A 26,674-nucleotide genomic window follows, 5' to 3' on the forward strand; every position below is an offset into this window, starting at 1 on the left:
AGTCCCTTGCACCGGCCGCCTGGTGGCTCCACCATACGTCTCGCCCGGCTCCCTGGCCTTTACTTCGGCGCCGAGGCGGACGACCGTCGCCTGATTGGCAGTGTGCCGCCGCCTCGCGGTGGCGTTGCGGCTCAGCAGGCATTGTCAGTGCCCCCGTTTAGCCTGTCATCGTGAAGATCATGGTGCGGGTGCGGCTGCTGCCGGGGCCGGAGGAGGCGGCTGCGCTGGCGGCGACCCTGCGGGTGGTGAACGAAGCGGCTGACGCTGTCTCGGCGGTCGCGTTCGCGAAGGGCGCTACCTCGCGCAATGACCTGCACAAGTTGACCTACGGTCGGCTGAAGGGCGAGTTCGGGCTGGGTGCGCAGGCGGCGGTGCGCACGGTGAAGAAGGTCGTGGACGCCTACGCCGCCCTGCGCGGCAACGTCCGGGCCGGGCGGCTCGGTCCGGAAGGCTCCCCGCGCCGGGCCCGGACGACGAGCAAGCGGATTGCGTTCCGGCCGGACGCGGCGCAGCCGTTCGACGACCGGATGCTGTCCTGGCAGCACGACGCGGGCACCGTGAGTATCTGGACGGTGGCGGGGCGCTTGAAAGGTGTGCGGTTCACCGGCGCGCCCGACCACTTGAAGACCCTCGCCGCGTTCCGGAAGGGCGAGAGCGATCTGGTGTGCCGGGAGGGGAAGTGGTTCCTGCTCGCGGTGTGCGAGGTCCCAGCCGTCCCACTGAACGTCCACCCGGTGGACTGGATCGGGGTGGACCGGGGCATCGTCAACCTCGCCACGACCTCGGACGGCAGGAACTACTCCGGCCGCAGGCTGTCGCGCTACCGCAGGTGGCAGGCCCGCAAGAGGGCGGAGTTGCAGGCGAAGCGGACTCGTAGTGCGAACCGCCGGTTGAAACGGCGGGCGAGGAGGGAGGCGCGGCACGCCGCGCACATCAACCACACCATTGCCAAGGACTGCGTGGCCGTCGCGAGACGCACCGGTCGCGGGATCGCCCTGGAGGAGCTTCGGGGTATCCGCGACCGGGTACGGCCCCGCCGCGATCAGCGGGCCGCGCTGTCCTCCTGGCCGTTCCACCAACTCGACCGGTACATCGCGTACAAGGCTGAGAGTGCCGGGGTCCCGGTGATCTGGGTGGACCCGGCCTACACATCGCAGATGTGCCCCAGATGTGGGCACACCGCGAATAACAATCGTCCCGACCGGGATACGTTCTGCTGTCGTCGGTGCGGGCTCGCTGGCCCCGCCGACCACGTCGCCGGGGTCAACGTGCGCAACCGCGCACGCTCGGCGTGGGTTCTCATCAACGGACCCGCACCACAACGGACATAGCCCGAAGTGGTGGATGCGACCCGTGACCGTCCTATCGTAGGGGGCAGTCGGGAGCGCGACGAAGCCTGAGAACAGGTCGACGAGACCGGCCCTCAGGGCCAAGAAGTTGATGTGGCGAACATCCTCGGCAAGTTGGGCGCCGGTTCGCGCGGGGAGGCGGTGGCCATGGCCCACAGCGCGGGCGTGGCCCAGGGCGCCGTGGCGGCGATGGCCGCTGCCACGACGGGGGGCCGTGAGGCGGCCCGGCTCGACGGGATCACGGCGGCGACGAGGACGTCGGGCGCGGCCCGCCCGGGTACGGGGTCGGCGGGTGCGGTGCGCGGACCCGCCACCGCGGCCACCGCTCCCCCGCCCGGCGCGGCGACCGGCCCCCGCGCCCGCAGGGCCACGCGCACCGGAACCGGAACCGGCCGCGGCACCGACGGCGGCACGACGACCGGCGCGAACCGGAAGGCCCGTACGGCACGGGCGAGCGGCGCGGCACCCCAAGCGCCCCAGGCGCCCCAAGCGCTCCGGGCGGCCCGCACGACCGGACCCGCGACGCCGGCCGCCCGGCCCGCGACCCCGGCGATCCGCCCGCCGCGCGCGGTCGGCGACTGAGCGCGGCGGGTCCGCGCGAAGACGTACCGCAGCAGCAGGAAGCGGGCGATCCCGGCGGCCCCGGAGGCGGCGAGGTAGACGCCCTGCCGCACCAGGGCGCCGCCGCCGGTGTGGAAGGCGTCGTAGCCGAGCAGCGCGCCGGTGGTGAAGAGGTACGACAGCAGGACGGTGAGCCCGCTCGCGCAGTGGTCGCTCCAGCTCGCCCGGCCGCGCCGGAAGGTGAAGCGGGTGTGCAGTTCGGTGGCGAGCAGAGTGGTCACGACGGTGACGACGGCGTTGGCGGCGGCGACCGGCGCGCGGTCGCCGACCAGCAGCAGCGCGCCGCTGCCCAGCAGGGTGACGCCGCCGCCGAAGACCACGAACCGGACGAAGGCCGGTACGGCGCGTATCGCCGCCGGGGCGGTGCCCGCCCCCGTTGCTGCCATGGTGCCTGCCACAGGCTCTCCTCGTGTTGCCGACCGACCACCCGAGCCTCTCGCGGCGGCGCGGCCCAGCCCATCCGGCGAATCCCCCAACTCCTATGGGGGCTTACCCCACCATGGAGTCAGGGTGAACCCCCTACAGGGTCTCACCGGTCACATAAGCATTCTCTATATGAAAAGGTCATGAGAGAGTTTAACCATCATTTACAAGGTGGGTGGCACATGTCACCCTTTCATCCACAAGTAATATGCCCGGTTTGTGGCGAGAGACACGCTTCCCAAACTTGCTCTCGCACCCCGACCCGTGCGAGAGTCGAGTACAACGGCCGCCACGGACCCGAGCTCGGCCGTTCCCAGGGCGCCGCGGAACACCCCCCCCTGCTTCGCGGCGATGTTGAAGAGGCCCCCCGCTGTCATCCCCCCCGACGCGCGGAGGGCCTCTTCCCGTTCCCGGCGGTTCCCGACGAGTCTCCCGCACCGCTCCTGACGAGTGTGCCGCACCCCTCAGATCCGGTCCATGACCCGCAGCTCGAACCACGTGGTCTTGCCGCGCGGCTGGAGGTCGACCCCCCAGCGGTCGGAGAGCTTGTCGACCAGGAAGAGCCCGCGGCCGCTGGTGTCCATCTCGCGCACCGGCATCAGGCAGGGCAGCGCCCGCGACGGGTCGCGGACCTCCACCCGCACCCAGCCGCGCCGCCGTGGCATCCGCAGCCCGAACATCTGCGCACCGGTGTGCCGTACCGCGTTGCCGACCAGTTCCGAGACGAGCAGTTCCACGGTGTCGGCGAGGTGCGGCAGGCCCCACATCCGCACCACCGACAGCGACAGCCGGCGGGCGGTGGAGGCCGACTCGGGCCGCGAGGCGAGGTGCACCTCCTTGACCGAGGGGTCCCCGATCAGCTCCAGTGCCTTGGCCGCGGCGGCGGCTGCGTCGTCGGGGTCATCGGCCTCACCGGGGTCGTCCGCGGCCATGAGCGGTACCCCGTCAGCCACTTGTGCCGCCTGCCGCGGCTGCTCCGCACCACCCCGTACCGCCATGTCTTCATGATGGCCGTAACAGGACGGGTTCGCCCGGTAACCCCGCTAATTCATCTGAACCGGCGTCACCCACGTCACACGGCGCCGGCGCGCCCCCGGCCGGGCGGCCGCGAGCACTCGTGACCGCGCCCGCGACCGCCCGCGAACCGAACCGCGCTCAGGCGAACTCCGCCTGGCCAGGGCCGTTCTCGACGAAGCTGCGCATCCCCGTCTCGCGGTCCTCGGTCGCGAACAGTCCGGCGAACAGGGTGCGTTCGAGGGTGAGCCCGCTGGCGAGGTCGGTGTCCAGGCCGCCGTCCACGGCCTCCTTCGCGGCCCGCAGCGCGTACGCCGGGCCGCGGGCCAACTGCCGCGCCCACGCCAGCGCCTGCGCGTACACCTGCTCGGCCGGGACCACCCGGTCGACCAGGCCGAGGGTCTGCGCCTCGGCCGCGCCGACGGTCCGGCCGGTGAAGATCAGGTCCTTGGCGCGGGACGGGCCGACCAGCCGGGCCAGCCGCTGGGTGCCGCCCGCGCCCGGGATCAGCCCGAGCAGGATCTCCGGCTGGCCCAGCTTGGCGTTCTCCGCGGCGATCCGGATGTCCGCGCACAGCGCCAGCTCGCAACCGCCGCCCAGCGCGTAGCCGTTGACCGCCGCCACCACCGGCTTCGGGATGCGGGCCACCGCGCTGAAGGCATCCTGCAACCCGCGCGAGCGGTCCACCATGTCCTGGTAGGACATCGCCCGCATCTCCTTGATGTCCGCGCCCGCCGCGAACACCTTCGGGCCGCCCCACACCACCACCGCCCGTACGTCCGCCCGCGCGGCGGCCTGCTCGGCCAGCTCCTTGAGCAGGTCCTGCATCGCCGCGTCCAGCGCGTTCATCGGCGGCCGGTCCAGCCGGATGGTGCCGACGCCGTCCTCGACCTCAAGAGTCACCGGGGTTTCAGTCATGACCGGAGCGTACGACGACGGCCCGCCCCGGCGAAGGGCGGGCCGTACGGTCGATCTCCTCGGCCGGAGGCCGGATGCCTGATCGGGACGGTCCGATCGGGACGGTCGGATCAGGACGATCGGGTCATGACGATCGGGTCAGGACGCCTGCGTCCACTCGCTCCACGGCATGTTCCAGCCGTTGAGGCCGTTGTACCACGGCACCGTCTTGTCGTGGGAGTTGGTCACCTGGACCACGTCCCCGATCAGCGAGTTGTTGTAGAACCAGGCGGCCGGTGTGCTCGCGTCGCCCGCGCCGCGCACGTCGTGCAGCCCGACGCAGCCGTGGCTGGTGTTGCTGTGGCCGAAGACGGAGGTCGCGGCCCAGTAGTTGCCGTGGATGAAGGTGCCGGAGTTGGTCAGCCGCATCGCGTGCGGCACGTCCGGGATGTCGTACTCCCCGCCGAAGCCGACCGTGTCACCGTTCATCCGGGTCTTGATGTACTTCTCCGAGATCACCATCTTGCCGTTGTACGTGGTGTGTGCCGGAGCGCCGGAGGAGATCGGGATGGTCCTGATCGCCTTGTTGTCGCGGTAGACGGTCATGGTGTGCTTCGCCGCGTCCACCACGCTGACCTGGCGGCGGGCCACCGTGAAGTGCACCGACTTGTTCTGCTTGCCGTACACCCCGGGGGCGCCCTCCACCCCGTCCAGGTTGAGCTTGAGGGTGACCTTGGTGCCGGCCGCCCAGTAGTCCTGCGGGCGGAAGAAGAGCTGGGTGTTGCCGTTCCAGTGGCCCGCGATCGGCACGGACGGCGACGCGGTGACGCTCAGCCCCTGCTCGACGGCCTTCTTGTTGGTGATCGGCCGGTTGAAGTTGAGGTACACCTCCATGCCGACACCCACGGTGGAGTTGTCCTCCGGGGTGAAGAACCCGACGAAGGTGTCCTTGGGCACCACCGTGGTGAAGGTCGCGTGCTTGTCGGACTCGCGGCCCGAGGAGTCCTTCGCGGACGCGTCCACCGTGTACTCGGTGGAGGTGTTGAGATGGCCGCTCGGCGCCCAGCCCAGCCCGTCGGACGTGATGCTGCCGTCCACCGGGTTGCCCTTGTCGTCCTTCACGGTCACCGTGGACAGCTTGCCGCCCGTCGCCGCCACCTTGAGCACACCGGTGGTCGCGACGTTGCTCGCGCCGTCCTTGGGCGTGATGTCGACGACCGCCTTCGAGACGGTCGTGTCCGGGGCGCTGGTCTTGGCGCCACCGCCCTTGCCGTCGTCGCTGCCCGAGCTCGCCTTGCTGCCGCTGCCGTCGGGACCGCAAGCGGTCACCACCAGCATCAGCGCTCCGAGCACCAGAGCCGCAGCCGCGTGCCTTCTGGCACCACGGGCCCCACCTATCGGCTTCAAAGTCCTGACTCCCCTACCGCGCGACACACCCGAACTCCCCCTGCCAGCGCAAGAAAACCATATGAACCGCGTACCCGTGCCACGGGAATGTCACTGTTCCGTCCCAACTGCCATCCGGGTGTCTACCCGAAGACGCGGCCGGTCAACGCCCGATTCACCTCGGGAGTACCGGGTGCGCACGTGTACGGATACCCGCCGCGGCTCAGAGCGCGGACTCGGCGGTCCACTCCGGCCAGCTCAGGTTCCACCCGCTCATCCCGTTGTCCGGGGCGACCGTGGCGTCCGGGGAGTTCACCACCTCCACAGTGTCGCCCACGATGGACTGCCCGTAGAACCACCCGGCCGGCGTGTCCGCGCCGCCGCCCTTGCGGTCCCGCAGGCCGACGCAGCCGTGGCTGACGTTCCGCGTGCCGAAGACGTACGGCGGCGACCAGTAGTTGCCGTGCACGAAGGTGCCCGATCTGGTCAGCCGCATCGCGTGCGGCACGTCCGGGATGTCGTACTCCCCGCCGAAGCCCACGGTGCTGCCGTTCATCCGGGTCACCTTGTACTTCTCGGAGATCATCATGATGCCGTTGTACGTGGTGTGCTGGTCGCTGCCCGCGGAGATCGGCAGCACGCGCAGCAGGTGGCCGTCGCGGACCACGGTCATGGTGTGGGTGAGCACGTCCACGGTGCTGTGCTGGTCACGGCCGACGGAGAAGGCCACGTCCTTGGACTGGACCCCGCGCACGCCCGGGGTGCCCATCACCCCGCGCAGCCGCAGATGGAGGGTGACCCGGGTGCCCGGCTGCCAGAACCGGGCCGGGCGCAGGTCGAGCCGCTGGTCGCCGAACCAGTGGCCGGTCACCTCGACCGGCGGCACGCTGGTGACGCTGACGCCGCGCTCGACGGCGGCCCGGTCGGTGATGTGCCGGGTGAAGTCCAGGGAGATGATCATTCCGGTGCCGACGGTGGTCCCCGTCTCCGGGGAGTAGACACCCACGAACGACGGCGGCTTCGTCGCCTGGCCCGTGCTCGCCGACGGGCGCGGCTTGTCGTCCGTGCCGCCGCCCGCGCCGCATCCGGCGGTCAGCACCGCCAGTGCCGCCACCGCCGCGGCGATCACCGCGACCGGACCCTTCGTTGCACGCTGTGCGCGCGTCGCCACACCTGTCACACAAGGTCAACGACGTGATGCCGGGTTGGTGACTGCGCGGCGGCTTCGGGGTGACGGGCCACCCGCGAGGGAACAATGCCTGCAAAGACACGGTCGGCCGCCGGGCACGGGACGCCTGGCGACGCCGAGAGCCGTGCCGGAGCCGCTGGAGGGCAGACACGTGTCCGAGACGCGCGAGTTCGGCGCCGCCGGGCGGGCGGAGTCCTTCCCCCGCCCGGCCCCGGGAGTCCGTGAAGTGCCCCAGCAGCCCGGCATACCCGGCGCCCCGGCCGCGCCGCCGGGGCCCCGTACCAGCCCGACGAGCGGCACGATCCGTACGCACAGCGCGGGCCCGGGGACCGGCGCCGCCCCGGCCTCCCCCGCCGACGCGCCGCCGGCCCCCGCCACCGTCTGGCCCGGCTCCCCGCAGCCGCTCGGCGCCCGCTTCCACACCGGCCCCGACGGCACGCCCGGCACCAACTTCGCGCTGTGGGCGGGCGGCGCCGAGTCCGTCGAGGTCTGCCTGTTCGCCGACGACGGCACCGAGACCCGCGCCCCGCTCACCGAGCTGACCCACGAGGTGTGGCACGGCTTCCTGCCCGGCGTGCGCCCCGGGCAGCGCTACGGCCTGCGGGTCGACGGCCGCTGGGACCCGTGGACCGGCGCCCGCTGGAACCCGGCGAAGCTGCTGCTCGACCCGTACGCCCGCGCGGTGGACGGCGGGTTCACGATGGTCCCCGAGGTGTACGGCCACGCGCGCGACTGGCCCGAGCAGGACGTCGCCGACACCGTGCGCGACAACCGCGACTCCGCGCCGTACGTCCCCAAGGGGGTGGTGGTCGAGGACGACGACGACTGGCAGGACGACCGCCGCCCCAAGACGCCCTGGTCGGACACGGTCATCTACGAGCTGCACGTGCGCGGGTTCACCCGGCGGCACCCCGACGTCCCGCCGGAGCTGCGCGGCAGCTACGCCGGTCTCGCCCACCCGGCCGCGATCGCGCACCTGACCCGGCTGGGCGTCACCGCCGTGGAGCTGCTGCCGGTGCACCAGTTCGCCGACGAGGAGCACCTGCTGCGCCGGGGCCTGCACAACTACTGGGGCTACAACTCGATCGGCTACTTCGCCCCGCACGCCGGGTACAGCGCCAGCGGCAGCCGCGGCGGGCAGGTCGGGGAGTTCAAGCGGATGGTGCGGGCGCTGCACGCGGCGGGCATCGAGGTGATCCTCGACGTGGTCTACAACCACACCGCCGAGGGCGGCCAGGGCGGCCCGACGCTGTCGCTGCGCGGCATCGACAACCGCGGCTACTACCGGCTCGGCCCGGACCCGCGCGGCTACTCCGACTACACCGGCTGCGGCAACACCCTCAACGTGGTGCAGCCGCACGTGCTGCGGCTGATCACCGACAGCCTGCGCTACTGGGTCACCGAGATGGGCGTGGACGGCTTCCGTTTCGACCTCGCCGCCGCGCTGGCCCGCTCGCTGCACGACGTGGACATGCTCTCGCCGTTCCTCGCGGTGATCGCCCAGGACCCGGTGCTGCGCCGGGTGAAGCTGATCGCCGAGCCATGGGACGTCGGCGACGGCGGCTACCAGGTGGGCGCGTTCCCGCCGCTGTGGACCGAGTGGAACGACCGGTTCCGCGACACCGTCCGGGACTTCTGGCGCGGCGCGACCGGCGACGTGCGCGACCTCGGCTACCGCCTGTCGGGGTCCAGCGACCTCTACGACTGGGGCGGCCGGCGGCCGTACGCCTCGGTCAACTACGTCACCGCGCACGACGGCTTCACCCTGCGCGACCTGGTCAGCTACAACGGCAAGCACAACGCGGCCAACGGCGAGGACGGCCGGGACGGCACCGACGACAACCGCTCCTGGAACTGCGGCGCGGAGGGCGGCACCGACGACCCGGACGTCCTCGCGCTGCGCCACCGCCAGTTGCGGAACCTGCTGGCCACGCTGCTGCTGTCCACCGGGGTGCCGATGCTGGTGGCCGGCGACGAGATGGGCCGCACCCAGGGCGGCAACAACAACGCCTACTGCCAGGACAACGAGACCGGCTGGGTGGACTGGTCGCTGCGCGAGGACCCGTGCTGGGCGGCGCTGCTCGACCTGGCAGCGCGGCTGATCGCGCTGCGCCACGCGCACCCGGTGCTGCGCCGCGGCGGCTTCTTCTCCGGCCTGTCGCTGGCGCCCGAGGGGCTGCGGGACGTGACCTGGTTCGGGCCGGACGGGCGGGAGATGGCCGAGGAGGACTGGTTCGCGCCGTCCGCGACGCTGGGCATGCTGCTGTCCGGCCGGGACATCCCGCAGCGGGACGCGCGTGGCGAGCCGGTGGTGGACGACAGCTTCCTGCTGATCGTGCACGCCGACCACCGCCCGCTGGAGTTCACGCTGCCGGGACCGCCGTGGGCGTCGGGGTACGAGGTGGTGCTGGACACCGCGGAGGACGGAACGCCCGCTCAACTCGTCGCGGACGGAACGGCCGGTCGACTCGTCGCGGGCGGACGGCCGGTGACGATCTCGGCACGCTCGGTACGGCTGCTGCGGGTACGGCCGGAATCGGGCTGAACCCGGCCGTCCCGCCCCGTCCCGGCCGCCCCCGCCCGACCTGGACCGTCCCGGCATCTCGCAGGTCAGAACCCTGTGGAAGTTACCGAGTGGTCCAGTCCATATTGGCGGGGTGAGCTCTCCGCATTTCGGCCCCGAAGCCGCCACCGCCGTTTCGGGGCCTTCCGTACGCCCGCCGGCCGGCCCGCTGTGGTCCGCCAACTTCCGGTACTTCTTCACCGCCCGCACGGTCGCGATGCTCGGCGACACCATGCTGCCCGTGGCGCTGTCGGCGGGCCTGCTCGGCTACGGCTACTCGGCCGGCGACATCGGCCTGGTGATGGCCGCGTCCACCGCCTGCTTCGCCGGGTTCGTGGTCTTCGGCGGGGTGTTCGCGGACCGGTTCGACGCCCGCGCGCTGATGATCGGCGCGGACCTGGTCCGGGTCTGCTCGCAGTCCACCGCGGCCGTGCTGTTCGCCACCCACCAGGTGCGGCTGTGGGAGATGGCCGTGATCGCGGTGATCAACGGGACCTGCGCGGCGATGTTCCAGCCCGGCGTGGCCAGCACCATCGTGCGGGTGGCGACCGACGTGCAGGGCGCCAACGGGGCGACCCGCACCGCCGAGTCCGTGGCCAGCCTGGTCGGACCCGCGCTCGCGGGCGTGCTGGTCGGCTTCACCTCCACCGGCGTGGTCTTCGCCGCCCACGCCACCACCTACCTCGCCAGCGCGCTGTGCCTGATCTCGCTGCGGCTGCCGCCGCTGCCGCCGCGGCTGACCGCGGCCGTCTCGACCTTCCGGGCCGACCTGGCCGAGGGCTGGCGGGAGTTCCGCGCCCGCACCTGGATGTGGTCGGTGATCCTCGTGTGGATGGTCTACATGGTGTGCACGGTCGGCCCGTACACCCCGCTGGCCGCCGCCCAGATCATCCCGGCCCACGGCGCGGGCGCCTACGGCCTGGTCAACTCCGCGCTCGGCGCCGGCACCGCGCTCGGCGCGCTGTGCGCGATGCGGATACGGTCCAGCCGGCCGTTGCGGGCCGGTTCCCTCGCGCTCTTCGGCACGATGCTCATGCCGACGTCCGTCGGCCTCGGGCTCCCCGTCTGGGCGATCACCTGCTGCATGCTCGTGGCCGGGGCCAGTTCGGCCTACTGGGGCGTCAACTGGGCGACCAGCGTGCAGACCCAAGTGCCCGGGGACATCCTCAACCGCATCCACGCCTACGAAGTCGCCGGCTCCATCGCCATGGTCCCCGTCGGCCAGGCCATGGCCGGTCCCGCCTCCACCACGTTCGGCGCCCGCCACGTCCTCCTCCTCGGCGGCGCCGTCCCCCTCCTCGTCGCCACCGCCCTCCTCGCCATCCCCGCCGTCCGCAACCTCCCCCGCAAATAGCTCCCCACGGTGCCGAACCCCCCAGGCCGCCCCGTTCTGTCGGTTCCGGGACCACCCCCCGGTGGGTGCCTCGTCGCGCCGTTCTCCCCCAGAGCTTCGCCTGGGAGGTGCCCCCACGCGCCCCTGGTCCAGTACGGGTCCCCCGCGCCCCACGGCAACCCGCCGCGAGTGCCCAGGCCCGACCCCGACCCCACGCCGCCCCTGGTTGCCCGCGCAGTTCCCCGCGCCCCTGAGCAAGTGCGGGTCCCCCGCGCCCCTGGGGAGCCCCCACCCGCAGGGTGAACCCGGAACCCGCAACGCCACCCCAGCCAGGTCAGGTTCTTTCCGAGGAAGCAGCCGCAGTCACTCAGGGGCGCGTGGGGGCACCTCCCAGGCGAAGCTCTGGGGGAGAACGGCGCGACAAGCCCCCCACCCACGTGGTGATCCCGTATCCCACATCAAGCCCCCCCCACCAGGGGAGCTTCGTTTCACGGAAGAGCCGTCACATACCCAGGGGCGCGTGGGGGCACCTCCCAGGCGAAGCTCTGGGGGAGAACGGCGCGACAAGCCCCCACCGGCAGGTGGTCCCGGAACCGACAGAACGCACCACTCCGGAGGGTCAGCCCCCCACCACCACCCTCAACTCCCCCAGCGCCTCCCCCACGAACTCCCCGAGCGAACGCCCACCCTTCCCCCCGGGCACCCCACCCCCGCCCGCATCAACCCCCACCCACTGCTCGAACCCCACCTTGAACACCGCGATCCCCGCTTCCCCCGCCAGACTCGCCGCCGGCTCCGCGACCCCCCGCCGCCGCAACCCCTCCGCGAGCCGCGCCGATATCGCCGCCAGCTTGATCAACTCCCGCTCCCGCAACTCCTCGTTCGCGAGGATGATCTCCTGCCGCTGCCGGGCGAACTCGTACCGCCCCGCGAACACCTCCGCCACCCCCGCCAGCGTCGCCGCCACCGCCTCCATCGGCGTGGCCGCCGCAGGCACCCCCGCCAGCGTGTCCACGAAGAGCTTCTCCAGCTGAGCCGCCCCCGCGAACAGCACCTCCCGCTTGTCGGCGTAGTGCCGGAAGAACGTCCGCTCGGTGAGCCCCGCACGACTCGCGATCTGCGCGGCGGTGGTCTGCTCGAACCCCCGCTCCCGATAGAGCTCCATCGCGGCCTGTTCGAGCCGCCCCCGCGCGTTCGGCTCCCATCGACCCATGCCCCGATCCTACGCGATAGCAGTGACTGACATCGAGTGCTACGGTTGATAGCAGTGACTGACATCGGCAGTCGCGACCCGGCATATGCCGGCCTACCCTGCCTACCAGGAGGCTCCCCTCATGCGTGTGTTCATCACCGGCGCGTCCGGCTGGATCGGCTCCGCGGTCGTACCGGAACTCCTCGGCGCCGGCCACCAGGTGATCGGGCTGGCCCGCTCCGACGCCTCGGCCGACGCCCTCGCCCGGGCCGGCGCGGAAGTGCGCCGCGGCACGATCGACGACATCGACACGCTGCGCGACGCGGCCGCCGAGTCCGACGGCGTGATCCACCTGGCCTTCAAGCACGACATCGCGTTCAGCGGCGGCTTCGAGGCCGCGGCGGACGCGGACCGCCTCGCCATCGACACCTTCGGCGAGGTGCTCGCCGGCTCCGACCGGCCGCTCGTCATCGCGTCCGGCGTGCTCGGGCTGTCCCCGGGCCGGCTCGCCACCGAGCAGGACGGCCTCGCGGGCAGCCCGGTCGGCGACCACGTGACCGGCGGTCCGGCCAAGCGCCTGGCCAACGCGCACGCCACGGCCGCCCTCGCCGAGCGCGGGGTGCGCTCCTCCGTCGTCCGCCTCCCCCCGACGGTGCACGGAGACGGCGACCACGGCTTCCTCGCCACCATCGTAGGCACCGCCCGCGCCAAGGGCGTCTCCGGCTACGTCGGCGACGGCGCCAACCGCTGGCCGGCCGTACACCGTTCCGACGCCGCGACCCTCTTCCGGCTGGCCCTGGAGAGCGCCCCCGCCGGATCGACGCTGCACGCCGTCGCGGACGAGGGCGTGCCGATCCGCGAGGTCGCCGAGGTGATCGGGCGCCACCTCGACCTGCCGGTGGCCTCGATCGCCCCCGACGACGCGGACGCCCACTTCACCTGGATGTCCACCTTCATCGGCCTCGACAGCCCCGTCTCCAGCGCCCGCACCCGCGAGCTGCTCGACTGGCAGCCGACCGGCCCCGGCCTCCTCGAAGACCTCGACAAGGGCCACTACTTCACCACTCCGACCGCCTGACCCCCGCTCCCCTCTCCCCCGCCCCGCCACCCGAACAGCGCCCGCCCGGCCCTGTCTCGGCGGCGGGGCCGCCTTCTCTCCACGTCCTTCTCTCCACGTCACCGCGCCGTCCATGTCCGCCGGCTGCCCGTACCGGGCACGGCCCCGGCTCGTTGACCAGCCGGGACGCACTCCCCGGACCATGGAGGAACGAGATGGGCGCGGCTCTCGCTCCTGCGCCGCAGCCGGCGCGCGGGCGCTACACCAGGCTGTCCTGCCACGCCTGGTGCAGCCCGGCGAAGTGGCCCTCGTCGGCGATGAGTTCGGCGGGGGTGCCGTCCTCGACGACGTGGCCGGCCCGCATCACCAGGACCCGGTCGGCGATCTCCACCGTGGACAGGCGGTGCGCGATGATCACCGCGGTACGGCCGCGCAGCACCGTGTCCATGGCGTGCTGGACGGCCTGTTCGCCGGGGACGTCGAGCGAGGACGTCGCCTCGTCGAGGATGAGGACGGCCGGGTCGGCGAGCAGCGCCCGGGCGAACGCGACGAGTTGGCGCTGCCCGGCCGAGATCCGGCCGCCGCGCTTGCGGACGTCGGTGTCGTATCCGTCGGGCAGGGCGGCGATGAAGTCGTGCGCGCCGATCGCCTTCGCCGCGGCCTCGATCTCCTCGCGGGTGGCGTCGGGCCGCCCGATGGTGATGTTCTCCGCGACGGTGCCGGAGAAGAGGAACGCCTCCTGGGTGACCATGACCACGCCCTGGCGCAGGTCGTCCCGGGCGAGGTCGCGCAGCGGCACGCCGTCGAGCAGGACGCGGCCGTCGGTCGGGTCGTAGAAGCGGGCGAGCAGCTTCGCGAGCGTGGACTTGCCCGCGCCGGTCGCGCCGACCACCGCGACCGTCTGCCCGGCGGGGATGCGCAGGTCGAAGGTGGGCAGCACCTCGCCGCCGGTGCGGTAGGCGAACCGCACGGCGTCGAAGACGACCTCGCGGCCGGGCAGCGCGTCGTCGCCGCGGGCGGGCAGCGCTTCCGGCCGCTCCGGCTCCGGCACGGTCGGCGCCTGCGCGAGCAGCCCGGCGATCTTCTCCAGCGACGCGGCCGCGGACTGGTAGGAGTTGAGGAACATCCCGAGCCGGTCGATCGGGTCGTACAGCCGCCGCAGGTAGAGCACGAACGCGGCGAGCACACCGAGCGCCATGCCGCCGCCGGCCACCCGGTAGGCGCCCCACAGCACGATCCCGGCGATGGTGATGTTGGCGATCAGCCGGGACCAGACGACGTAGCGCGCCATCTCCAGGATCGCGTCGCCGTTGGCCTGGTAGTGCCGCGCGTTCAGCTCGGCGAACGCCTCGTCGTTGGGCTGCTCGCGGCGGAACGCCTTGACCGGGCGGATGCCGTTCATCGTCTCGGTGAACTTCACGATGACCGCGGCGATCGCGGTGGAGCGCCTGCGGTACGCCTCGACGGCGCGGCCCTGGTAGCTGCGGATGGCCAGGTACAGCGGGCCGTAGGACACCAGGGTGAGCAGGCCGAGCTTCCAGTCCAGGAAGAGCAGCAGGGCGGTGATGTAGACGGCCGAGAGCACGACCTCGATCAGCTCGTCGAGGCCGTCGTTGAGCAGTTCGCGGATCGACTCGACGTCGGAGGTGGCGCGGGCGATCAGCCGCCCGGAGGTGTAGCGCTCGTGGAAGTCGAGGCTGAGGGTCTGGGCGTGCCGGAAGATCCGCCCGCGCAGGTCGACCAGGACGTCCTGGCTGACCCGGGCGGCGGCCCTGATGAACACCCGTTGCAGCGCGCCGGACGCGAGGCCGCAGCCGATGTAGCCGCAGGCCACCGCGATCAGCGGGCCGTGCCGGCCGTCGCGGACCGCGGGGATGGCGTGGTCGATGGCGTAGGCGACCAGCAGCGGGCCGACCTGGACGGCGGCCTGCTGGATCAGCAGGTAGATCGCCGCGGCCCAGACCCGTTTGGAGTGCGGGCGCAGCAGGGAGCGCAGCAGCCGGAGTTGGGCGTTGCGCGGCGCGGGGAGGACGTCCCGGTCGAACGGGTCGCCGTCGCCGGGTGTCGCGGGCGTGGCGGGTGCGGCGGCGGCAGGCGCGGCGGGCGCGGTGCTCGTCGCGGGGCCCGGGAGGGTGCCGGTCGCGGCGCCCGTGAGGTCCGCGGAACCCTGGGACTCCTGGGAGTCCTGGGTGCCCTTGGGGTCCGGGGCGTCCGGCGTGGGTCCGGTCGTGGTGGCGGCCGAGGGGGTCATCAGGCGTCGCTCCCTTCGAGCGCGGCGAGTTCGTCGTGCTCCTGCGCGCCGCCCGACATCAGATAGCGGTACTCGGCGCTGTCGCGCAGCAGGTCGGCGTGGGTGCCGACGGCGGTGATCCGGCCGTCGGCGAGCAGGGCGACGCGGTCGGCGAGCATGACCGTCGAGGGCCGGTGGGCGACGACCAGCGCGGTGGTCTCCCGCAGCACGTCCCGCAGCGCGGCCTCGACCAGCGCCTCGGTGTGCACGTCGAGCGCGGACAGCGGGTCGTCCAGCACGAGGAACTGCGGGCGGCCGACCACCGCCCGGGCCAGCGCGAGCCGTTGCCGCTGCCCGCCGGACAGGCTCAGCCCCTGCTCGCCGACCTGGGTGTCCAGGCCCTGGGGCAGCGCGTCCACGAAGTCGCACTGTGCGACAGCCAGCGCGCGCCGCACCGCCTCCTCGTCGGCGCCGCCCGGACCCGCGCCCATCGCCACGTTCTCCCGCACGGTGGCGGAGAAGAGCGTCGGCTCCTCGAAGGCGACTGCGACCAGCGTGCGCAGCCGGTCGGCGGCCAGCCCCGCGGTGTCGACGCCGTCCAGGGTGATCCGGCCGCCGGTGGCGCGGTGCAGCCGGGGCAGCAGCGCGGTCAGGCTGGTCTTCCCGCAGCCGGTGGCGCCGACCAGCGCCATCGTCTCGCCGGGGCGGATGTGCAGGTCGATGCCGCGCAGCAGTTCGGGGCTGTGCGGCGGGGCGTCGGGGTAGCGGAAGCGGACGTCCTCCAGCCGGATGCCGTCGGGCCGGGCGTCGTCGCCGGTGCCGGTGGCGTCGGCCACGGTCGGGGTGTCGCAGACCTCGAAGTAGCGGTCGGCGGCGGTGGCCGACTCGTTGCTCATCGCGAGCAGGAAGCCGATCGACTCGACCGGCCAGCGCAGGGCGAGCGCGGTGGACAGGAACGCCACGAGGGTGCCGGCCGACAGCTTGTCGTCGGCGACCTGGAGCGAGCCGACCACCAGCGCGGCGCCGAGCGCGATCTCCGGGAGCGTCATGATGACCGCCCAGAGGTTGGAGAGCAGCCGCGCCTTGTGGATCTCGGTGTCCCACAGTTCGCGGGTCTGCCGGCGGAAGGCGTCGGCCTGGCTGCGGTGCCGGCCGAACGCCTTGATGATGCGGATACCGAGCACGGACTCCTCGACGAGGGTGGCGAGGTCGCCGGCCTGGTCCTGGGCCCGGCGGGCGGCGAGCGCGTAGCTGGTCTCGAAGTACGAGCACAGGATCATCAGCGGGACGGCCGGGGCGAGCAGCAGCAGCCCGAGCAGCCAGGACTGGCTGAAGAGGATCGCGAAGCCGATCAGGATCGTGGCCCCGTTGACCACCAGGAACACCAGCGGGAAGGCGAGGAACATCCGCAGGATCTGCAGGTCCATGGTGGCCCGGGAGAGCAGCTGGCCCGATGCCCACCGGTCGTGGAAATCCACCGGCAGGCGTTGCAAGTGCTCGTAGAGGTCCTTGCGCATGGCCGCCTCGACGCGGGCCAGCGGGCGGGCCACCAGCCAGCGCCGCACGCCGAACAGGCCGGCCTCCAGCAGCCCGAGCAGCAGCACCAGCCCGCCGCCGAGCCAGACCCCGCCCGGGTCGCGGTCCTGGACCGGCCCGTCGACCATCCACTTCAGCACCAGCGGGATGAGCAGCGACATGCAGGACGCCACCACCGCGACGACCGCCGAGACCGCCAGTCTCACCCGCACCGGTCTGACGTAAGGCCACAGGCGGACCAGGGAGCGGACGGTGGATCGGTGGCGGTTTTCCGGCGCGGTCGTATCGCTGGTGGGAGAGGTCACTTGTCGACACTAGGCCCACCCTGTGACAGCCCTCATCCGGTTTTCCGGCCGGACGGCCCGCCGGTGCGACCGGGTACGCCCTACCGATCGAGCGGCGAACACGCGTCCCCTCTGTCCGTTATGCGAACCCAACACCCCGGTGAACGAACGAGTTTCGGCCAAGTTTGCACCACAGCCATGACATGGACAGGTAAAGAATGCCACTCTGTGGCCCGTTCCACAGCAGCACCACGGAGTCATCCGCACCACGCAGTCCTCTTCTCCACCCCCACCATCCGGCGGCTCACCAACCCCTGCTGTCCGGACTGTCCCGGCCGCCACTCCGCGGCCGACGCAGAAGGAGCGACGAGTGCGACACACCCTCCGCACGTCCCGCACCCCCCGTCCACCCCACTCGGCACGTGCCGCGGCCGGCGCCCTGCTCGCCGGCGCCGCGATGCTCGCGGTGGCCCTCCCGGCGAACACCGCTTCCGCCGCCCCGGACCCGAGCACGGCCGCCGCGAGCGGCCACGCGCAGCCGAGGTCCGGCGCCCTGCCCGCCTCGCTGTCCCCCGCGCAGCGCGGCACCCTGCTCGCCCAGGCGCAGGACGCGAGCGCCGCGACCGCCACGTCCCTGCACCTGGGCGCGAAGGAGCGCCTGGTCGTCCGGGACGTGGTCAAGGCCGCCGACGGCAGCCTGCACACCCGCTACGAGCGCACCTACGACGGCCTGCCGGTGCTCGGCGGCGACCTCGTCGTGGCGACGGACGCGGCCGGCCGCACCACCAGCGTGGACCGGGCCACCGACGCGACGATCGCGGTGCCCACCGAGACCGCCGCCAGGAGCGCCTCCTCCGCCCGGTCGTACGCCCTGAGCGCCGCGAAGGCCGCGGGCGCGGCCGCCCCCACCGCGTCGGCAGCACCCCGCAAGGTGGTCTGGGCGGCAAGCGGCACCCCGACGCTCGCCTGGGAGTCGGTGGTCGGCGGCCTCCAGGACGACGGCACCCCGAACGAGCTGCACGTCATCACCGACGCCACCACCGGCGCGAAGCTCTACCAGTACCAGGGCATAGAGAACAGCGTCGGCAACAGCGAGTACAGCGGCCAGGTGAACATCACCACCACCAAGTCCGGCTCGTCCTACGCGCTGACCGACGGCAGCCGCGGCGGCCACAGCACGTACAACCTGAACCACGCCAGCTCCGGCAAGGGCACCCTCTTCACCGACACCGACGACGTGTGGGGCGACGGCAAGGGCACCACCGCGCAGACCGCCGGCGTGGACGCGGCCTACGGCGCCCAGGAGACGTGGGACTTCTACAAGAACACCTTCGGCCGCAACGGCATCGCCGACGACGGCCGGGCCGCGTACTCCAGCACCCACTACGGCAACAACTACGTCAACGCCTTCTGGGACGACTCCTGCTTCTGCATGACCTACGGCGACGGCTCGGGCAACGCCCACCCGCTGACCGCGATCGACGTGGCCGGCCACGAGATGAGCCACGGCGTCACCGCGGCCACCGCGGGCCTGAACTACTCCGGTGAGTCCGGCGGCCTCAACGAGGCCACCTCCGACATCTTCGGCACCGGCGTGGAGTTCTACGCCGACAACGCCGCCGACCCTGGCGACTACCTGATCGGCGAGAAGATCGACATCAACGGCGACGGCTCACCGCTGCGCTACATGGACAAGCCCAGCAAGGACGGCGCCTCCAAGGACTACTGGTCCTCCAGCCTCGGCGGCCTGGACGTGCACTACTCCTCCGGCCCGGCCAACCACTTCTTCTACCTGCTCTCCGAGGGCAGCGGCGCCAAGGTGGTCAACGGGGTGTCGTACAACAGCCCGACCTACGACAACCAGTCGGTGCCGGGCATCGGCCGGGACAACGCGCTCAAGCTCTGGTACACCTCGCTGACCGAGCACTTCACCTCGACCACCAACTACGCCAAGGCCCGGACCCAGTCCCTCCAGGCCGCGGCCGACCTGTGGGGCGCGGGCAGCGCCACGTACAACACGGTGGCCGACACCTGGGCGGCGATCGGCGTCGGCAGCCGGGTCGACTGATCGGCCGTCAGCCGGAGTGATTTTTGCCGGTTTCCACCGGTGTGGGGTGATCATCCCCAGGGGCCCGATTCCGTACAGTGCGGTTCTGGAAACCCGCACCACCCCGTAGGAGATGGATTATGGCAACCGGAACCGTGAAGTGGTTCAACTCGGAAAAGGGCTTCGGCTTCATCGAGCAGGACGGCGGCGGCTCCGACGTCTTCGCCCACTACTCCAACATCATGGCCACCGGCTACCGGGAGCTGCTGGAGGGTCAGAAGGTGGAGTTCGACGTCACCCAAGGCAACAAGGGCCCGCAGGCGGAGAACATCCGCATGCTCGACAGCGCGGTCTGAGGACCGCCGTCCGGCTTCACCCCAGTGGCTGAGCGGAGGCCCGCACCACGCACATCGGTGCGGGCCTCCCCCCTGCCCGGGGCGCTTCGCTAGCGCAGCACGCCCGCCGTCATGCCCTCGGTCTCCGGCGGGACCGCGACCAGGCCCAGCTCGGCCGGGGTCGCCATCAGCGGATGGGCCGGCAGCACCCGGGCGGTGTAGCCGAAGGCGCCGGTCCGGTCCAGGGTGAGCGGTCCCTCGAAGGTGTAGCGGCCCGCCACGTCGGCGCGCGTCACCGGCTTGAGTGACTGCACCGCGGGCGCGGTGAGCCGGTCCGCGGCGTCCACCGGCCCGGACAGCAACTGGACGTCCACGTCGGAGGGGTCGAGGCCGCCGAGCGCGACCTGCACCCGCAGCGTGAGGGTGGAGCCCAGCTCCGCGGCGTCGTCCACCGCGCCCTCGGCGGCGACGGTCTCCACGTGGTCGACCGCGACCCGCGGCCACTCCTGGCGCACCCGCCGCTTCCACTGCGCGAGTTCTGCCGCGGCCGGGCCGCGCACGGCCCGGTGCGAGCGGGCCGCCGGGGCGTAGAGCTGCCGGACGTAGTCGCGGACCATCCGCCCGGCGAGCACCTTGGGGCCCAGCGTGCTCAGGGTGTGCCGGACCATCTGGACCCAGCGCTGCGGCAGGCCGTTCCTGCCCTGGTCGTAGAAGCGCGGGGCGACCTGCTGCTCCAGCAGGTCGTAGAGCCCGGCGGCCTCCAGTTCGTCGCGCCGGTCCTCGTCGGTGACGCCGTCGGCGGTCGGGATCGCCCAGCCGTTCTCGCCGTCGTACCACTCGTCCCACCAGCCGTCGAGGACGGACAGGTTGAGGCAGCCGTTGAGCGCGGCCTTCATCCCGGAGGTGCCGCACGCCTCCAGCGGGCGCAGCGGGTTGTTGAGCCAGACGTCGCAACCGGGGTAGAGGGTGCGGGCCATCCGCATGTCGTAGTCGGGCAGGAAGACGATGCGGTGCCTGACCCGGGGGTCGTCGGTGAACCGCACCAGCTCCTGGACCAGCCGCTTGCCGCCCTCGTCGGCGGGGTGGGCCTTGCCGGCCACCACGATCTGGATCGGCCGCTCCGGGTGCAGCAGCATCGCGGCCAGCCGCTCCTTGTCGCGCAGCATCAAGGTGAGCCGCTTGTAGGAGGGCACCCGGCGGGCGAAGCCGATGGTGAGCACGTCCGGGTCCAGGACGTGGTCGGTCCAGCCCAGTTCGGCGTCGTTCGCGCCGCGCTGCCGCCAGGAGGCGCGCAGCCGGCTGCGCACGTCCTCGACGAGCTGCTCGCGCAGGGTGCGGCGCAGCTCCCACACCGCGGCGTCGGGCACGTCGGCGACCGCCTCCCAGCGTTCGGCGCCGCCGATCATCAGGGCGTCCTCGGCGCGCGAGGCGCCGAACTGGCGGCTGCCGAGCCGCAGCACCTCCGGCGCCACCCAGGTGGGCGCGTGCACGCCGTTGGTGATCGAGGTGATGGGCACGTCCTCGGGGTCGAACCCGGGCCACAGCCCGGCGAACATCTGCCGGCTGACCGCGCCGTGCAGCGTGGAGACGCCGTTGGCGCGCTGGGCCAGCCGCAGGCCCATCACGGCCATGTTGAACAGGTCGGGGTCGCCGCCGGGGTAGGTCTCGCGGCCGAGTTCGAGAATCCGGCCGACGTCCACGCCGGGCAGCTCGCCGCCGTCGCCGAGGTGGCGGGCGACCAGGTCGCGGGTGAAGCGGTCGATGCCGGCCGGGACCGGGGTGTGGGTGGTGAACACGGTGCCGGCCCGCACCGCCTCCAGGGCCGCGTCGAAGTCGAGCCCCTCGTGGGACAGCTCCCTGATCCGCTCCAGGCCGAGGAAGCCGGCGTGGCCCTCGTTGGTGTGGAAGACCTCGGGCTCCAGGTGGCCGGTGATCCGGCAGTAGGCGCGGACGGCGCGGACCCCGCCGATGCCGAGCAGCATCTCCTGGAGCAGGCGGTGCTCGCTGCCGCCGCCGTAGAGCCGGTCGGTGACGTCGCGTTCGGCGGGCTGGTTGGGCTCGACGTCGGAGTCGAGCAGCAGCAGCGGCACCCGGCCGACCTGGACGGTCCAGATCCGCGCGGTCAGCGTCCGGCCGCCGGGCAGCGCGAGGGCGACCCGGGCCGGGGTGCCGTCGGCCTCGCGCAGCGGGCTGACCGGCAGCGAGTTGGGGTCGAGGACGGGGTACTGCTCCTGCTGCCAGCCCTCGCGGGACAGGCTCTGCCGGAAGTAGCCGTGCCGGTAGAGCAGGCCGACGCCGATCAGCGGCACGCCCAGGTCGCTGGCGGCCTTGAGGTGGTCTCCGGCGAGGATGCCCAGGCCGCCGCTGTACTGCGGCAGCGCCCAGGTGATGCCGAACTCGGGTGAGAAGTAGCCGACGGCGGCGGGCAGGTCGCTCTGCTCCTGGTACCAGCGGGGCCCGGCGGTGTAGTCCGCGAGGTCCTCCGCGGCGGCGGTCAGCCGGCGCAGGAAGCGGCGGTCGCCGGCGAGCGCGGCCAGCCGCTCCTTGGAGACCGAGCCGAGCAGCCGGACCGGATCGCCCTGGGCGGCCCGCCAGCCTTCGGGGTGGACGCTGCGGAACAGCTCCCTGGTCTCCTCGTGCCAGGACCAGCGTAGGTTCGCGGCCAGTTCCCCCAGCGGGCGCAGAGGTTCCGGCAGGACGGTGCGCACGGTGAATCGACGGATTGCCTTCACGCCTTCGACCGTAGCCCGGTGGGCCGGGGGGCGGGCCGGTTGTCCACGATCTCCAGGGCCAAACGCCCGAACGGAGGCTCACGGAAGCGAACGCCTGACGGGCCTGGGCGCGGGCGCGTTCGAGACCGGTCGGCGGGCACGTCCACCGCAGGCAGGGGAGGGCTGCGGTGGTACCGAGGGGGTGCGATGCTGGTGGCTGGAACGAGACGGCGTGCGAGCGGCTCACCGGCGGCGTTCGCCCACCCGCAGGCGTACGCGGGGGCGCGCAAAGGGGCGTGAAGCTCTCACACCGAGCGTGCGTAAGGGGTGCGGCCGGTCGGCGGATCGGTCACCACGAACGCGCGCACTCGCCGCGCGCTACCGAAACGGCGTCAGAGGGGGCGTTCAGTCCGGGAAGCGTGGGCAGGCTCGGACGTATGCGGCACCGCACCACCACTGCACCGGCACCGCATCAGCACCAGCACCGCACCGCACCGCACCGCACCGCACCGCACCGCACCGCACCGCACCGCACCGCACCGCACCGCACCGCACCGCACCGCACCGCACCGCACCGGCAGCCACCCGGGTGAACCCCTCCCGGAGGGACCCCGCAGGCGAGCCGGTTCGGCCAAGAACAGTTAAAAAGTAGCGAGGCTCCCGTCCCCGGGCAGTCCCGGATACCCCGTGCACCGAAGTCACCCGCGCGTCAGTCGAGTCCGTCCCGTACCGAGCTGTCAGGTGAGGAAATGATCGGTCGTATCCCCGTCGTCGATGTCCAGCCGAGTGTGGACTGCGGCAGAAGGCCCGCCAAAGCGGTGGTCGGTGAGCGGTTCCAGGTGACCGCCACCGTCTTCCGCGAGGGCCATGACGCGGTGGCCGCGAACGTGGTGCTGCGCGACGGCTCCGGCCGGTCCGGACCGTGGACGCCGATGCGGGAGCTGGCGCCGGGCACCGACCGGTGGGGGGCGCACATCACTCCGACGGCCGAAGGGCGCTGGACGTACACGGTCGAGGCGTGGTCGGACCCGGTGGCGACCTGGCGGCACACCGCGGGCATCAAGATCCCGGCCGGCATCGACACCGAACTGGTGCTCGCCGAGGGCGCGCACCTGTACGAAAGGGCCGCGGCCGGAGTGCCCAAGGGCGACGGCCGGCCCGCGGTGCTCGCCGCGGTGGACGTGCTGCGCGACTCCGCCCTCGCCCCGTCCGCCCGGCACGCCGCCGCGCTGGCCCCCGAGGTGGTGGCGGCGCTGGACCGCTTCCCGCTGCGCGAACTGGTCAGCGCCTCCCGGCCGATGCCGCTGCACGTCGAGCGCGAGCGCGCCCTGTTCGGGTCCTGGTACGAGTTCTTCCCGCGCTCGGAGGGCGCGACCGCCGGGCCGGACGGGCGGCTGCGCTCGGGCACCTTCCGCACCGCCGCCGAGCGGCTGCCCGCGGTGGCCGCGATGGGCTTCGACGTGGTGTACCTGCCGCCGATCCACCCGATCGGCTCCGCGTTCCGCAAGGGCCGCAACAACAGCCTGACCCCCGGGCCCGACGACGTCGGCTCGCCGTGGGCGATCGGCTCGCCCGAGGGCGGCCACGACGCGGTCCACCCGGACCTGGGCACCCTCACCGACTTCGACCACTTCGTGGCCCGCGCCCGCGACCTGCGCCTGGAGGTCGCCCTCGACTTCGCCCTGCAGTGCTCGCCGGACCACCCCTGGGTGGAGAAGCACCCGGAGTGGTTCGCGCACCGCGCCGACGGCACCATCGCCTACGCGGAGAACCCGCCGAAGAAGTACCAGGACATCTACCCGATCGCCTTCGACCAGGACTTCGCCGGCATCGTGCGGGAGACGCTGCGGGTGCTGCGGCACTGGATGGCGCACGGCGTCCGGATCTTCCGGGTGGACAACCCGCACACCAAGCCCGTGGTCTTCTGGGAGAAGGTGATCGCCGACATCAACCGGACCGATCCCGACGTGATCTTCCTCGCCGAGGCGTTCACCCGCCCGGCGATGATGGCCACCCTCGGCAAGATCGGCTTCCAGCAGTCGTACACCTACTTCACCTGGCGCAACAGCCGCGCCGAACTCACCGACTACCTGCGGGAGCTGAGCGGGGACAGCGCGGCCCACATGCGGCCGAACTTCTTCGTGAACACCCCCGACATCCTGCACGCCTACCTGCAGAACGGCGGCCGGCCGGCCTTCGAGACCCGCGCCGTGCTCGCCGCCACCCTCTCTCCGAGCTGGGGCGTCTACGCGGGATTCGAGCTGTGCGAGGGCACCCCCGCGCACCCCGGCAGCGAGGAGTACGCCGACTCCGAGAAGTACGAACTGCGGCCGCGTGACTGGGCAAAGGCCGAGGCCGAGGGGCGCTCGCTGGCCCCGCTGCTCACCACGCTCAACCGGCTGCGCCGCCGTCACCCGGCGCTTCGGCAGCTGCGGGACATCACGTTCCACCCGGTGGACAACGAAGCCCTGCTCGCGTTCTCCAAGCGGCACGGCGACGACGTCGTACTGGTGGTCGTCAACCTGGACCCCTTCCACACCCAGGAGGCCACCGTGTCGTTGGACATGGCGGCGCTCGGGCTCTCCTGGCACGAGTCGTTCCCGGTACGCGACGAGCTATCCGGTCAGACCTACCACTGGGGCAGGGACAACTATGTGCGCCTTGAACCGGGCCGCGCGCCCGCGCACGTCCTGTCGCTGCGACCGTCTCCATCGATCGGAGGGTCACTCAGTTGATCGTCAACGAACCCGTTCCTGACACGTTCGAGGACACGCCGGCCAAGGACCGTGATCCCGAATGGTTCAAACGGGCGGTGTTCTACGAAGTCCTCGTCCGCTCGTTCCAGGACAGCAACGGCGACGGCGTCGGCGACCTGAAGGGGATCACCGCCAAACTCGACTACCTGCAATGGCTCGGCGTGGACTGCCTGTGGCTGCCGCCGTTCTTCGCCTCCCCCCTGCGGGACGGCGGATACGACGTCGCGGACTACACCGCGGTACTGCCGGAGTTCGGCGACCTCGCCGACTTCGTGGAGTTCGTGGACGCCACCCACCAGCGCGGCATGCGCGTCATCATCGACTTCGTCATGAACCACACCAGCGACCAGCACCCGTGGTTCCAGGCGTCCCGCAGCGATCCGGACGGGCCGTACGGCGACTACTACACCTGGGCGGACGACGACAAGCAGTTCTCCGACGCCCGGGTCATCTTCGTGGACACCGAGACGTCGAACTGGACCTTCGACCCGGTCCGCAAGCAGTACTACTGGCACCGCTTCTTCTCCCACCAGCCGGATCTCAACTACGAGAACCCGCAGGTGCAGGAGGAGATCCTGGCCGCCCTGAAGTTCTGGCTGGACCTGGGCATCGACGGCTTCCGGCTGGACGCCGTGCCCTACCTCTACCAGGAGGAGGGCAGCAACTGCGAGAACCTGCCGCGCACCCACAGCTTCCTGAAGAAGGTGCGCGCCGAGATCGACGCGCACTACCCGGACACCGTGCTGCTCGCCGAGGCGAACCAGTGGCCGGAGGACGTGGTCGACTACTTCGGCGACTTCCCGGCCGGCGGCGACGAGTGCCACATGGCGTTCCACTTCCCGGTGATGCCGCGGATCTTCATGGCGGTGCGCCGCGAGTCGCGCTACCCGGTCTCCGAGGTGCTCGCCAAGACCCCGGCCATCCCGGCGAACTGCCAGTGGGGCATCTTCCTGCGCAACCACGACGAGTTGACGCTGGAGATGGTCACCGACGAAGAGCGCGACTACATGTACGCGGAGTACGCCAAGGACCCGCGGATGCGCGCCAACATCGGCATCCGGCGCCGGCTGGCCCCGCTGCTGGACAACGACCGCAACCAGATCGAGCTGTTCACCGCGCTGCTGCTGTCCCTGCCCGGCTCGCCGATCCTCTACTACGGCGACGAGATCGGGATGGGCGACAACATCTGGCTCGGTGACCGCGACGGGGTGCGCACCCCCATGCAGTGGACGCCGGACCGCAACGCCGGGTTCTCCTCCTCCGACCCCGGCCGGCTCTATCTGCCGACCATCATGGACCCGGTCTACGGCTACCAGGTCACCAACGTCGAGGCGCAGATGAGCTCCCCCAGCTCGCTGCTGCACTGGACCCGGCGGATGATCGAGATCCGCAAGCAGAACCGGGCGTTCGGCGTCGGCTCCTTCACCGAACTGCCGTCGAGCAACCCGGCGGTGCTCGCCTTCCTGCGGGAGGACGGCGACGACCTGGTGCTGTGCGTGAACAACTTCTCCCGCTTCGCCCAGCCCACCGAGCTGGACCTGCGGCAGTTCGCGGGCCGCCACCCGGTGGAGCTGATCGGCGGGGTGCGCTTCCCGGCGATCGGCCAACTGCCGTACCTGCTCACCCTGGCCGGGCACGGCTTCTACTGGTTCCGGCTGCGGCGCGACCCGTCCTGACGGCGGGGGCCGGGCGGACCGGCCCCCACTGGGCCGCTCCCCCGGCTCCCCGGGCTCGACCGGGCTCGACCGGCC

The 26,674-nt window shown here is 72.1% G+C and carries 17 protein-coding genes; 8 read left to right on the forward strand and 9 right to left on the reverse strand.

Annotation, left to right across the window (positions count from 1 at the left end; all coding sequences use genetic code 11):
- Nucleotides 1–179: 179 nt before the first annotated feature.
- Nucleotides 180–1,331 (forward strand): RNA-guided endonuclease InsQ/TnpB family protein, encoded by a 1,152-nt coding sequence (locus tag ACIPAE_RS20175; protein ID WP_402446925.1) that lies wholly within the window; start codon nucleotides 180–182, stop codon nucleotides 1,329–1,331.
- 92 nt (nucleotides 1,332–1,423) lie between these two features.
- Here ACIPAE_RS20175 and ACIPAE_RS20180 read toward each other — a convergent pair whose 3' ends face one another.
- From ACIPAE_RS20180 to ACIPAE_RS20200, 5 genes are all read right to left on the reverse strand, one after another.
- Nucleotides 1,424–2,368 carry a hypothetical protein gene (locus ACIPAE_RS20180; RefSeq protein ID WP_402446825.1) on the reverse strand — a complete coding sequence of 315 codons (945 nt, stop codon included), beginning with the start codon at nucleotides 2,366–2,368 and terminating at the stop codon, nucleotides 1,424–1,426.
- Between the two features lie 489 nt (nucleotides 2,369–2,857).
- Nucleotides 2,858–3,325, reverse strand: coding sequence for an ATP-binding protein (locus ACIPAE_RS20185; protein ID WP_402446928.1), 468 nt, complete (start codon nucleotides 3,323–3,325; stop codon nucleotides 2,858–2,860).
- Nucleotides 3,326–3,548: 223 nt separating this feature from the next.
- Nucleotides 3,549–4,325, reverse strand: a complete 777-nt coding sequence (locus ACIPAE_RS20190; RefSeq protein ID WP_329364444.1) for an enoyl-CoA hydratase-related protein — start codon at nucleotides 4,323–4,325, stop codon at nucleotides 3,549–3,551.
- Between the two features lie 138 nt (nucleotides 4,326–4,463).
- Nucleotides 4,464–5,642, reverse strand: coding sequence for an Ig-like domain-containing protein (locus ACIPAE_RS20195; RefSeq protein WP_329364445.1), 1,179 nt, complete (start codon nucleotides 5,640–5,642; stop codon nucleotides 4,464–4,466).
- A 271-nt stretch (nucleotides 5,643–5,913) separates the two neighbouring features.
- Nucleotides 5,914–6,819, reverse strand: coding sequence for an Ig-like domain-containing protein (locus ACIPAE_RS20200; protein ID WP_402446829.1), 906 nt, complete (start codon nucleotides 6,817–6,819; stop codon nucleotides 5,914–5,916).
- 361 nt (nucleotides 6,820–7,180) lie between these two features.
- On the opposite strand from ACIPAE_RS20200, the gene glgX reads away from it, so the two are divergent.
- Together glgX and ACIPAE_RS20210 are read left to right on the forward strand one after the other, a co-directional pair.
- A complete protein-coding gene (glgX, locus tag ACIPAE_RS20205; protein WP_402446931.1) occupies nucleotides 7,181–9,424 on the forward strand; it encodes a glycogen debranching protein GlgX in 2,244 nt (747 codons plus the stop codon).
- A 103-nt stretch (nucleotides 9,425–9,527) separates the two neighbouring features.
- Nucleotides 9,528–10,796: an MFS transporter gene (locus tag ACIPAE_RS20210; RefSeq protein ID WP_402446934.1), complete on the forward strand. Its 1,269-nt coding sequence runs from the start codon at nucleotides 9,528–9,530 to the stop codon at nucleotides 10,794–10,796.
- A gap of 598 nt (nucleotides 10,797–11,394) precedes the next feature.
- Here ACIPAE_RS20210 and ACIPAE_RS20215 read toward each other — a convergent pair.
- Nucleotides 11,395–11,988: a TetR family transcriptional regulator gene (locus tag ACIPAE_RS20215; protein ID WP_366412491.1), complete on the reverse strand. Its 594-nt coding sequence runs from the start codon at nucleotides 11,986–11,988 to the stop codon at nucleotides 11,395–11,397.
- A 121-nt stretch (nucleotides 11,989–12,109) separates the two neighbouring features.
- On the opposite strand from ACIPAE_RS20215, the gene ACIPAE_RS20220 reads away from it, so the two are divergent.
- Nucleotides 12,110–13,045 carry an SDR family oxidoreductase gene (locus ACIPAE_RS20220; RefSeq protein ID WP_402446832.1) on the forward strand — a complete coding sequence of 312 codons (936 nt, stop codon included), beginning with the start codon at nucleotides 12,110–12,112 and terminating at the stop codon, nucleotides 13,043–13,045.
- 238 nt (nucleotides 13,046–13,283) lie between these two features.
- On the opposite strand, the gene ACIPAE_RS20225 is transcribed toward ACIPAE_RS20220, so the two are convergent.
- Complete coding sequence (locus tag ACIPAE_RS20225; protein ID WP_402446835.1) at nucleotides 13,284–15,275, reverse strand: ABC transporter ATP-binding protein; 1,992 nt, start codon at nucleotides 15,273–15,275, stop codon at nucleotides 13,284–13,286.
- The gene (locus ACIPAE_RS20230; RefSeq protein WP_402446837.1) at nucleotides 15,275–17,002 is read right to left on the reverse strand and encodes an ABC transporter ATP-binding protein; all 1,728 of its coding nucleotides are present in this window, start codon (nucleotides 17,000–17,002) and stop codon (nucleotides 15,275–15,277) included. Before ACIPAE_RS20230 ends, ACIPAE_RS20225 begins: the two co-directional genes overlap by 1 nt.
- A gap of 529 nt (nucleotides 17,003–17,531) precedes the next feature.
- On the opposite strand from ACIPAE_RS20230, the gene ACIPAE_RS20235 reads away from it, so the two are divergent.
- Both ACIPAE_RS20235 and ACIPAE_RS20240 read left to right on the forward strand, forming a co-directional pair.
- Nucleotides 17,532–19,142 (forward strand): M4 family metallopeptidase, encoded by a 1,611-nt coding sequence (locus ACIPAE_RS20235; protein ID WP_329373880.1) that lies wholly within the window; start codon nucleotides 17,532–17,534, stop codon nucleotides 19,140–19,142.
- Between the two features lie 119 nt (nucleotides 19,143–19,261).
- Nucleotides 19,262–19,477: a cold-shock protein gene (locus ACIPAE_RS20240; protein ID WP_328469713.1), complete on the forward strand. Its 216-nt coding sequence runs from the start codon at nucleotides 19,262–19,264 to the stop codon at nucleotides 19,475–19,477.
- Between the two features lie 89 nt (nucleotides 19,478–19,566).
- Here ACIPAE_RS20240 and glgP read toward each other — a convergent pair whose 3' ends face one another.
- Nucleotides 19,567–22,188, reverse strand: a complete 2,622-nt coding sequence (gene glgP, locus ACIPAE_RS20245; RefSeq protein WP_366412494.1) for an alpha-glucan family phosphorylase — start codon at nucleotides 22,186–22,188, stop codon at nucleotides 19,567–19,569.
- A 728-nt stretch (nucleotides 22,189–22,916) separates the two neighbouring features.
- On the opposite strand from glgP, the gene ACIPAE_RS20250 reads away from it, so the two are divergent.
- Nucleotides 22,917–24,902: an alpha-1,4-glucan--maltose-1-phosphate maltosyltransferase gene (locus ACIPAE_RS20250; protein ID WP_402446842.1), complete on the forward strand. Its 1,986-nt coding sequence runs from the start codon at nucleotides 22,917–22,919 to the stop codon at nucleotides 24,900–24,902.
- Complete coding sequence (gene treS / locus ACIPAE_RS20255; RefSeq protein ID WP_328469707.1) at nucleotides 24,899–26,599, forward strand: maltose alpha-D-glucosyltransferase; 1,701 nt, start codon at nucleotides 24,899–24,901, stop codon at nucleotides 26,597–26,599. The genes ACIPAE_RS20250 and treS overlap by 4 nt, the downstream gene beginning before the upstream one ends.
- Nucleotides 26,600–26,674 lie beyond the last annotated feature (75 nt).

The sequence above is a fragment of the Streptomyces sp. NPDC087270 genome (assembly GCF_044744625.1).
Taxonomy (GTDB): Bacteria; Actinomycetota; Actinomycetes; order Streptomycetales; family Streptomycetaceae; genus Actinacidiphila.

Coding starts and splice junctions, on each gene's coding strand:
- ACIPAE_RS20175 (WP_402446925.1), top strand. CDS start 180: ATGGTGCGGGTGCGGCTGCTGCCGGGGCCGGAGGAGGCGGCTGCGCTG.
- ACIPAE_RS20185 (WP_402446928.1), bottom strand. CDS start 3,325: ATGGCCGCGGACGACCCCGGTGAGGCCGATGACCCCGACGACGCAGCC.
- ACIPAE_RS20190 (WP_329364444.1), bottom strand. CDS start 4,325: ATGACTGAAACCCCGGTGACTCTTGAGGTCGAGGACGGCGTCGGCACC.
- ACIPAE_RS20195 (WP_329364445.1), bottom strand. CDS start 5,642: ATGCTGGTGGTGACCGCTTGCGGTCCCGACGGCAGCGGCAGCAAGGCG.
- ACIPAE_RS20215 (WP_366412491.1), bottom strand. CDS start 11,988: ATGGGTCGATGGGAGCCGAACGCGCGGGGGCGGCTCGAACAGGCCGCG.
- ACIPAE_RS20220 (WP_402446832.1), top strand. CDS start 12,110: ATGCGTGTGTTCATCACCGGCGCGTCCGGCTGGATCGGCTCCGCGGTC.
- ACIPAE_RS20225 (WP_402446835.1), bottom strand. CDS start 15,275: ATGACCCCCTCGGCCGCCACCACGACCGGACCCACGCCGGACGCCCCG.
- ACIPAE_RS20235 (WP_329373880.1), top strand. CDS start 17,532: ATGCTCGCGGTGGCCCTCCCGGCGAACACCGCTTCCGCCGCCCCGGAC.
- ACIPAE_RS20240 (WP_328469713.1), top strand. CDS start 19,262: ATGGCAACCGGAACCGTGAAGTGGTTCAACTCGGAAAAGGGCTTCGGC.
- ACIPAE_RS20250 (WP_402446842.1), top strand. CDS start 22,917: ATGATCGGTCGTATCCCCGTCGTCGATGTCCAGCCGAGTGTGGACTGC.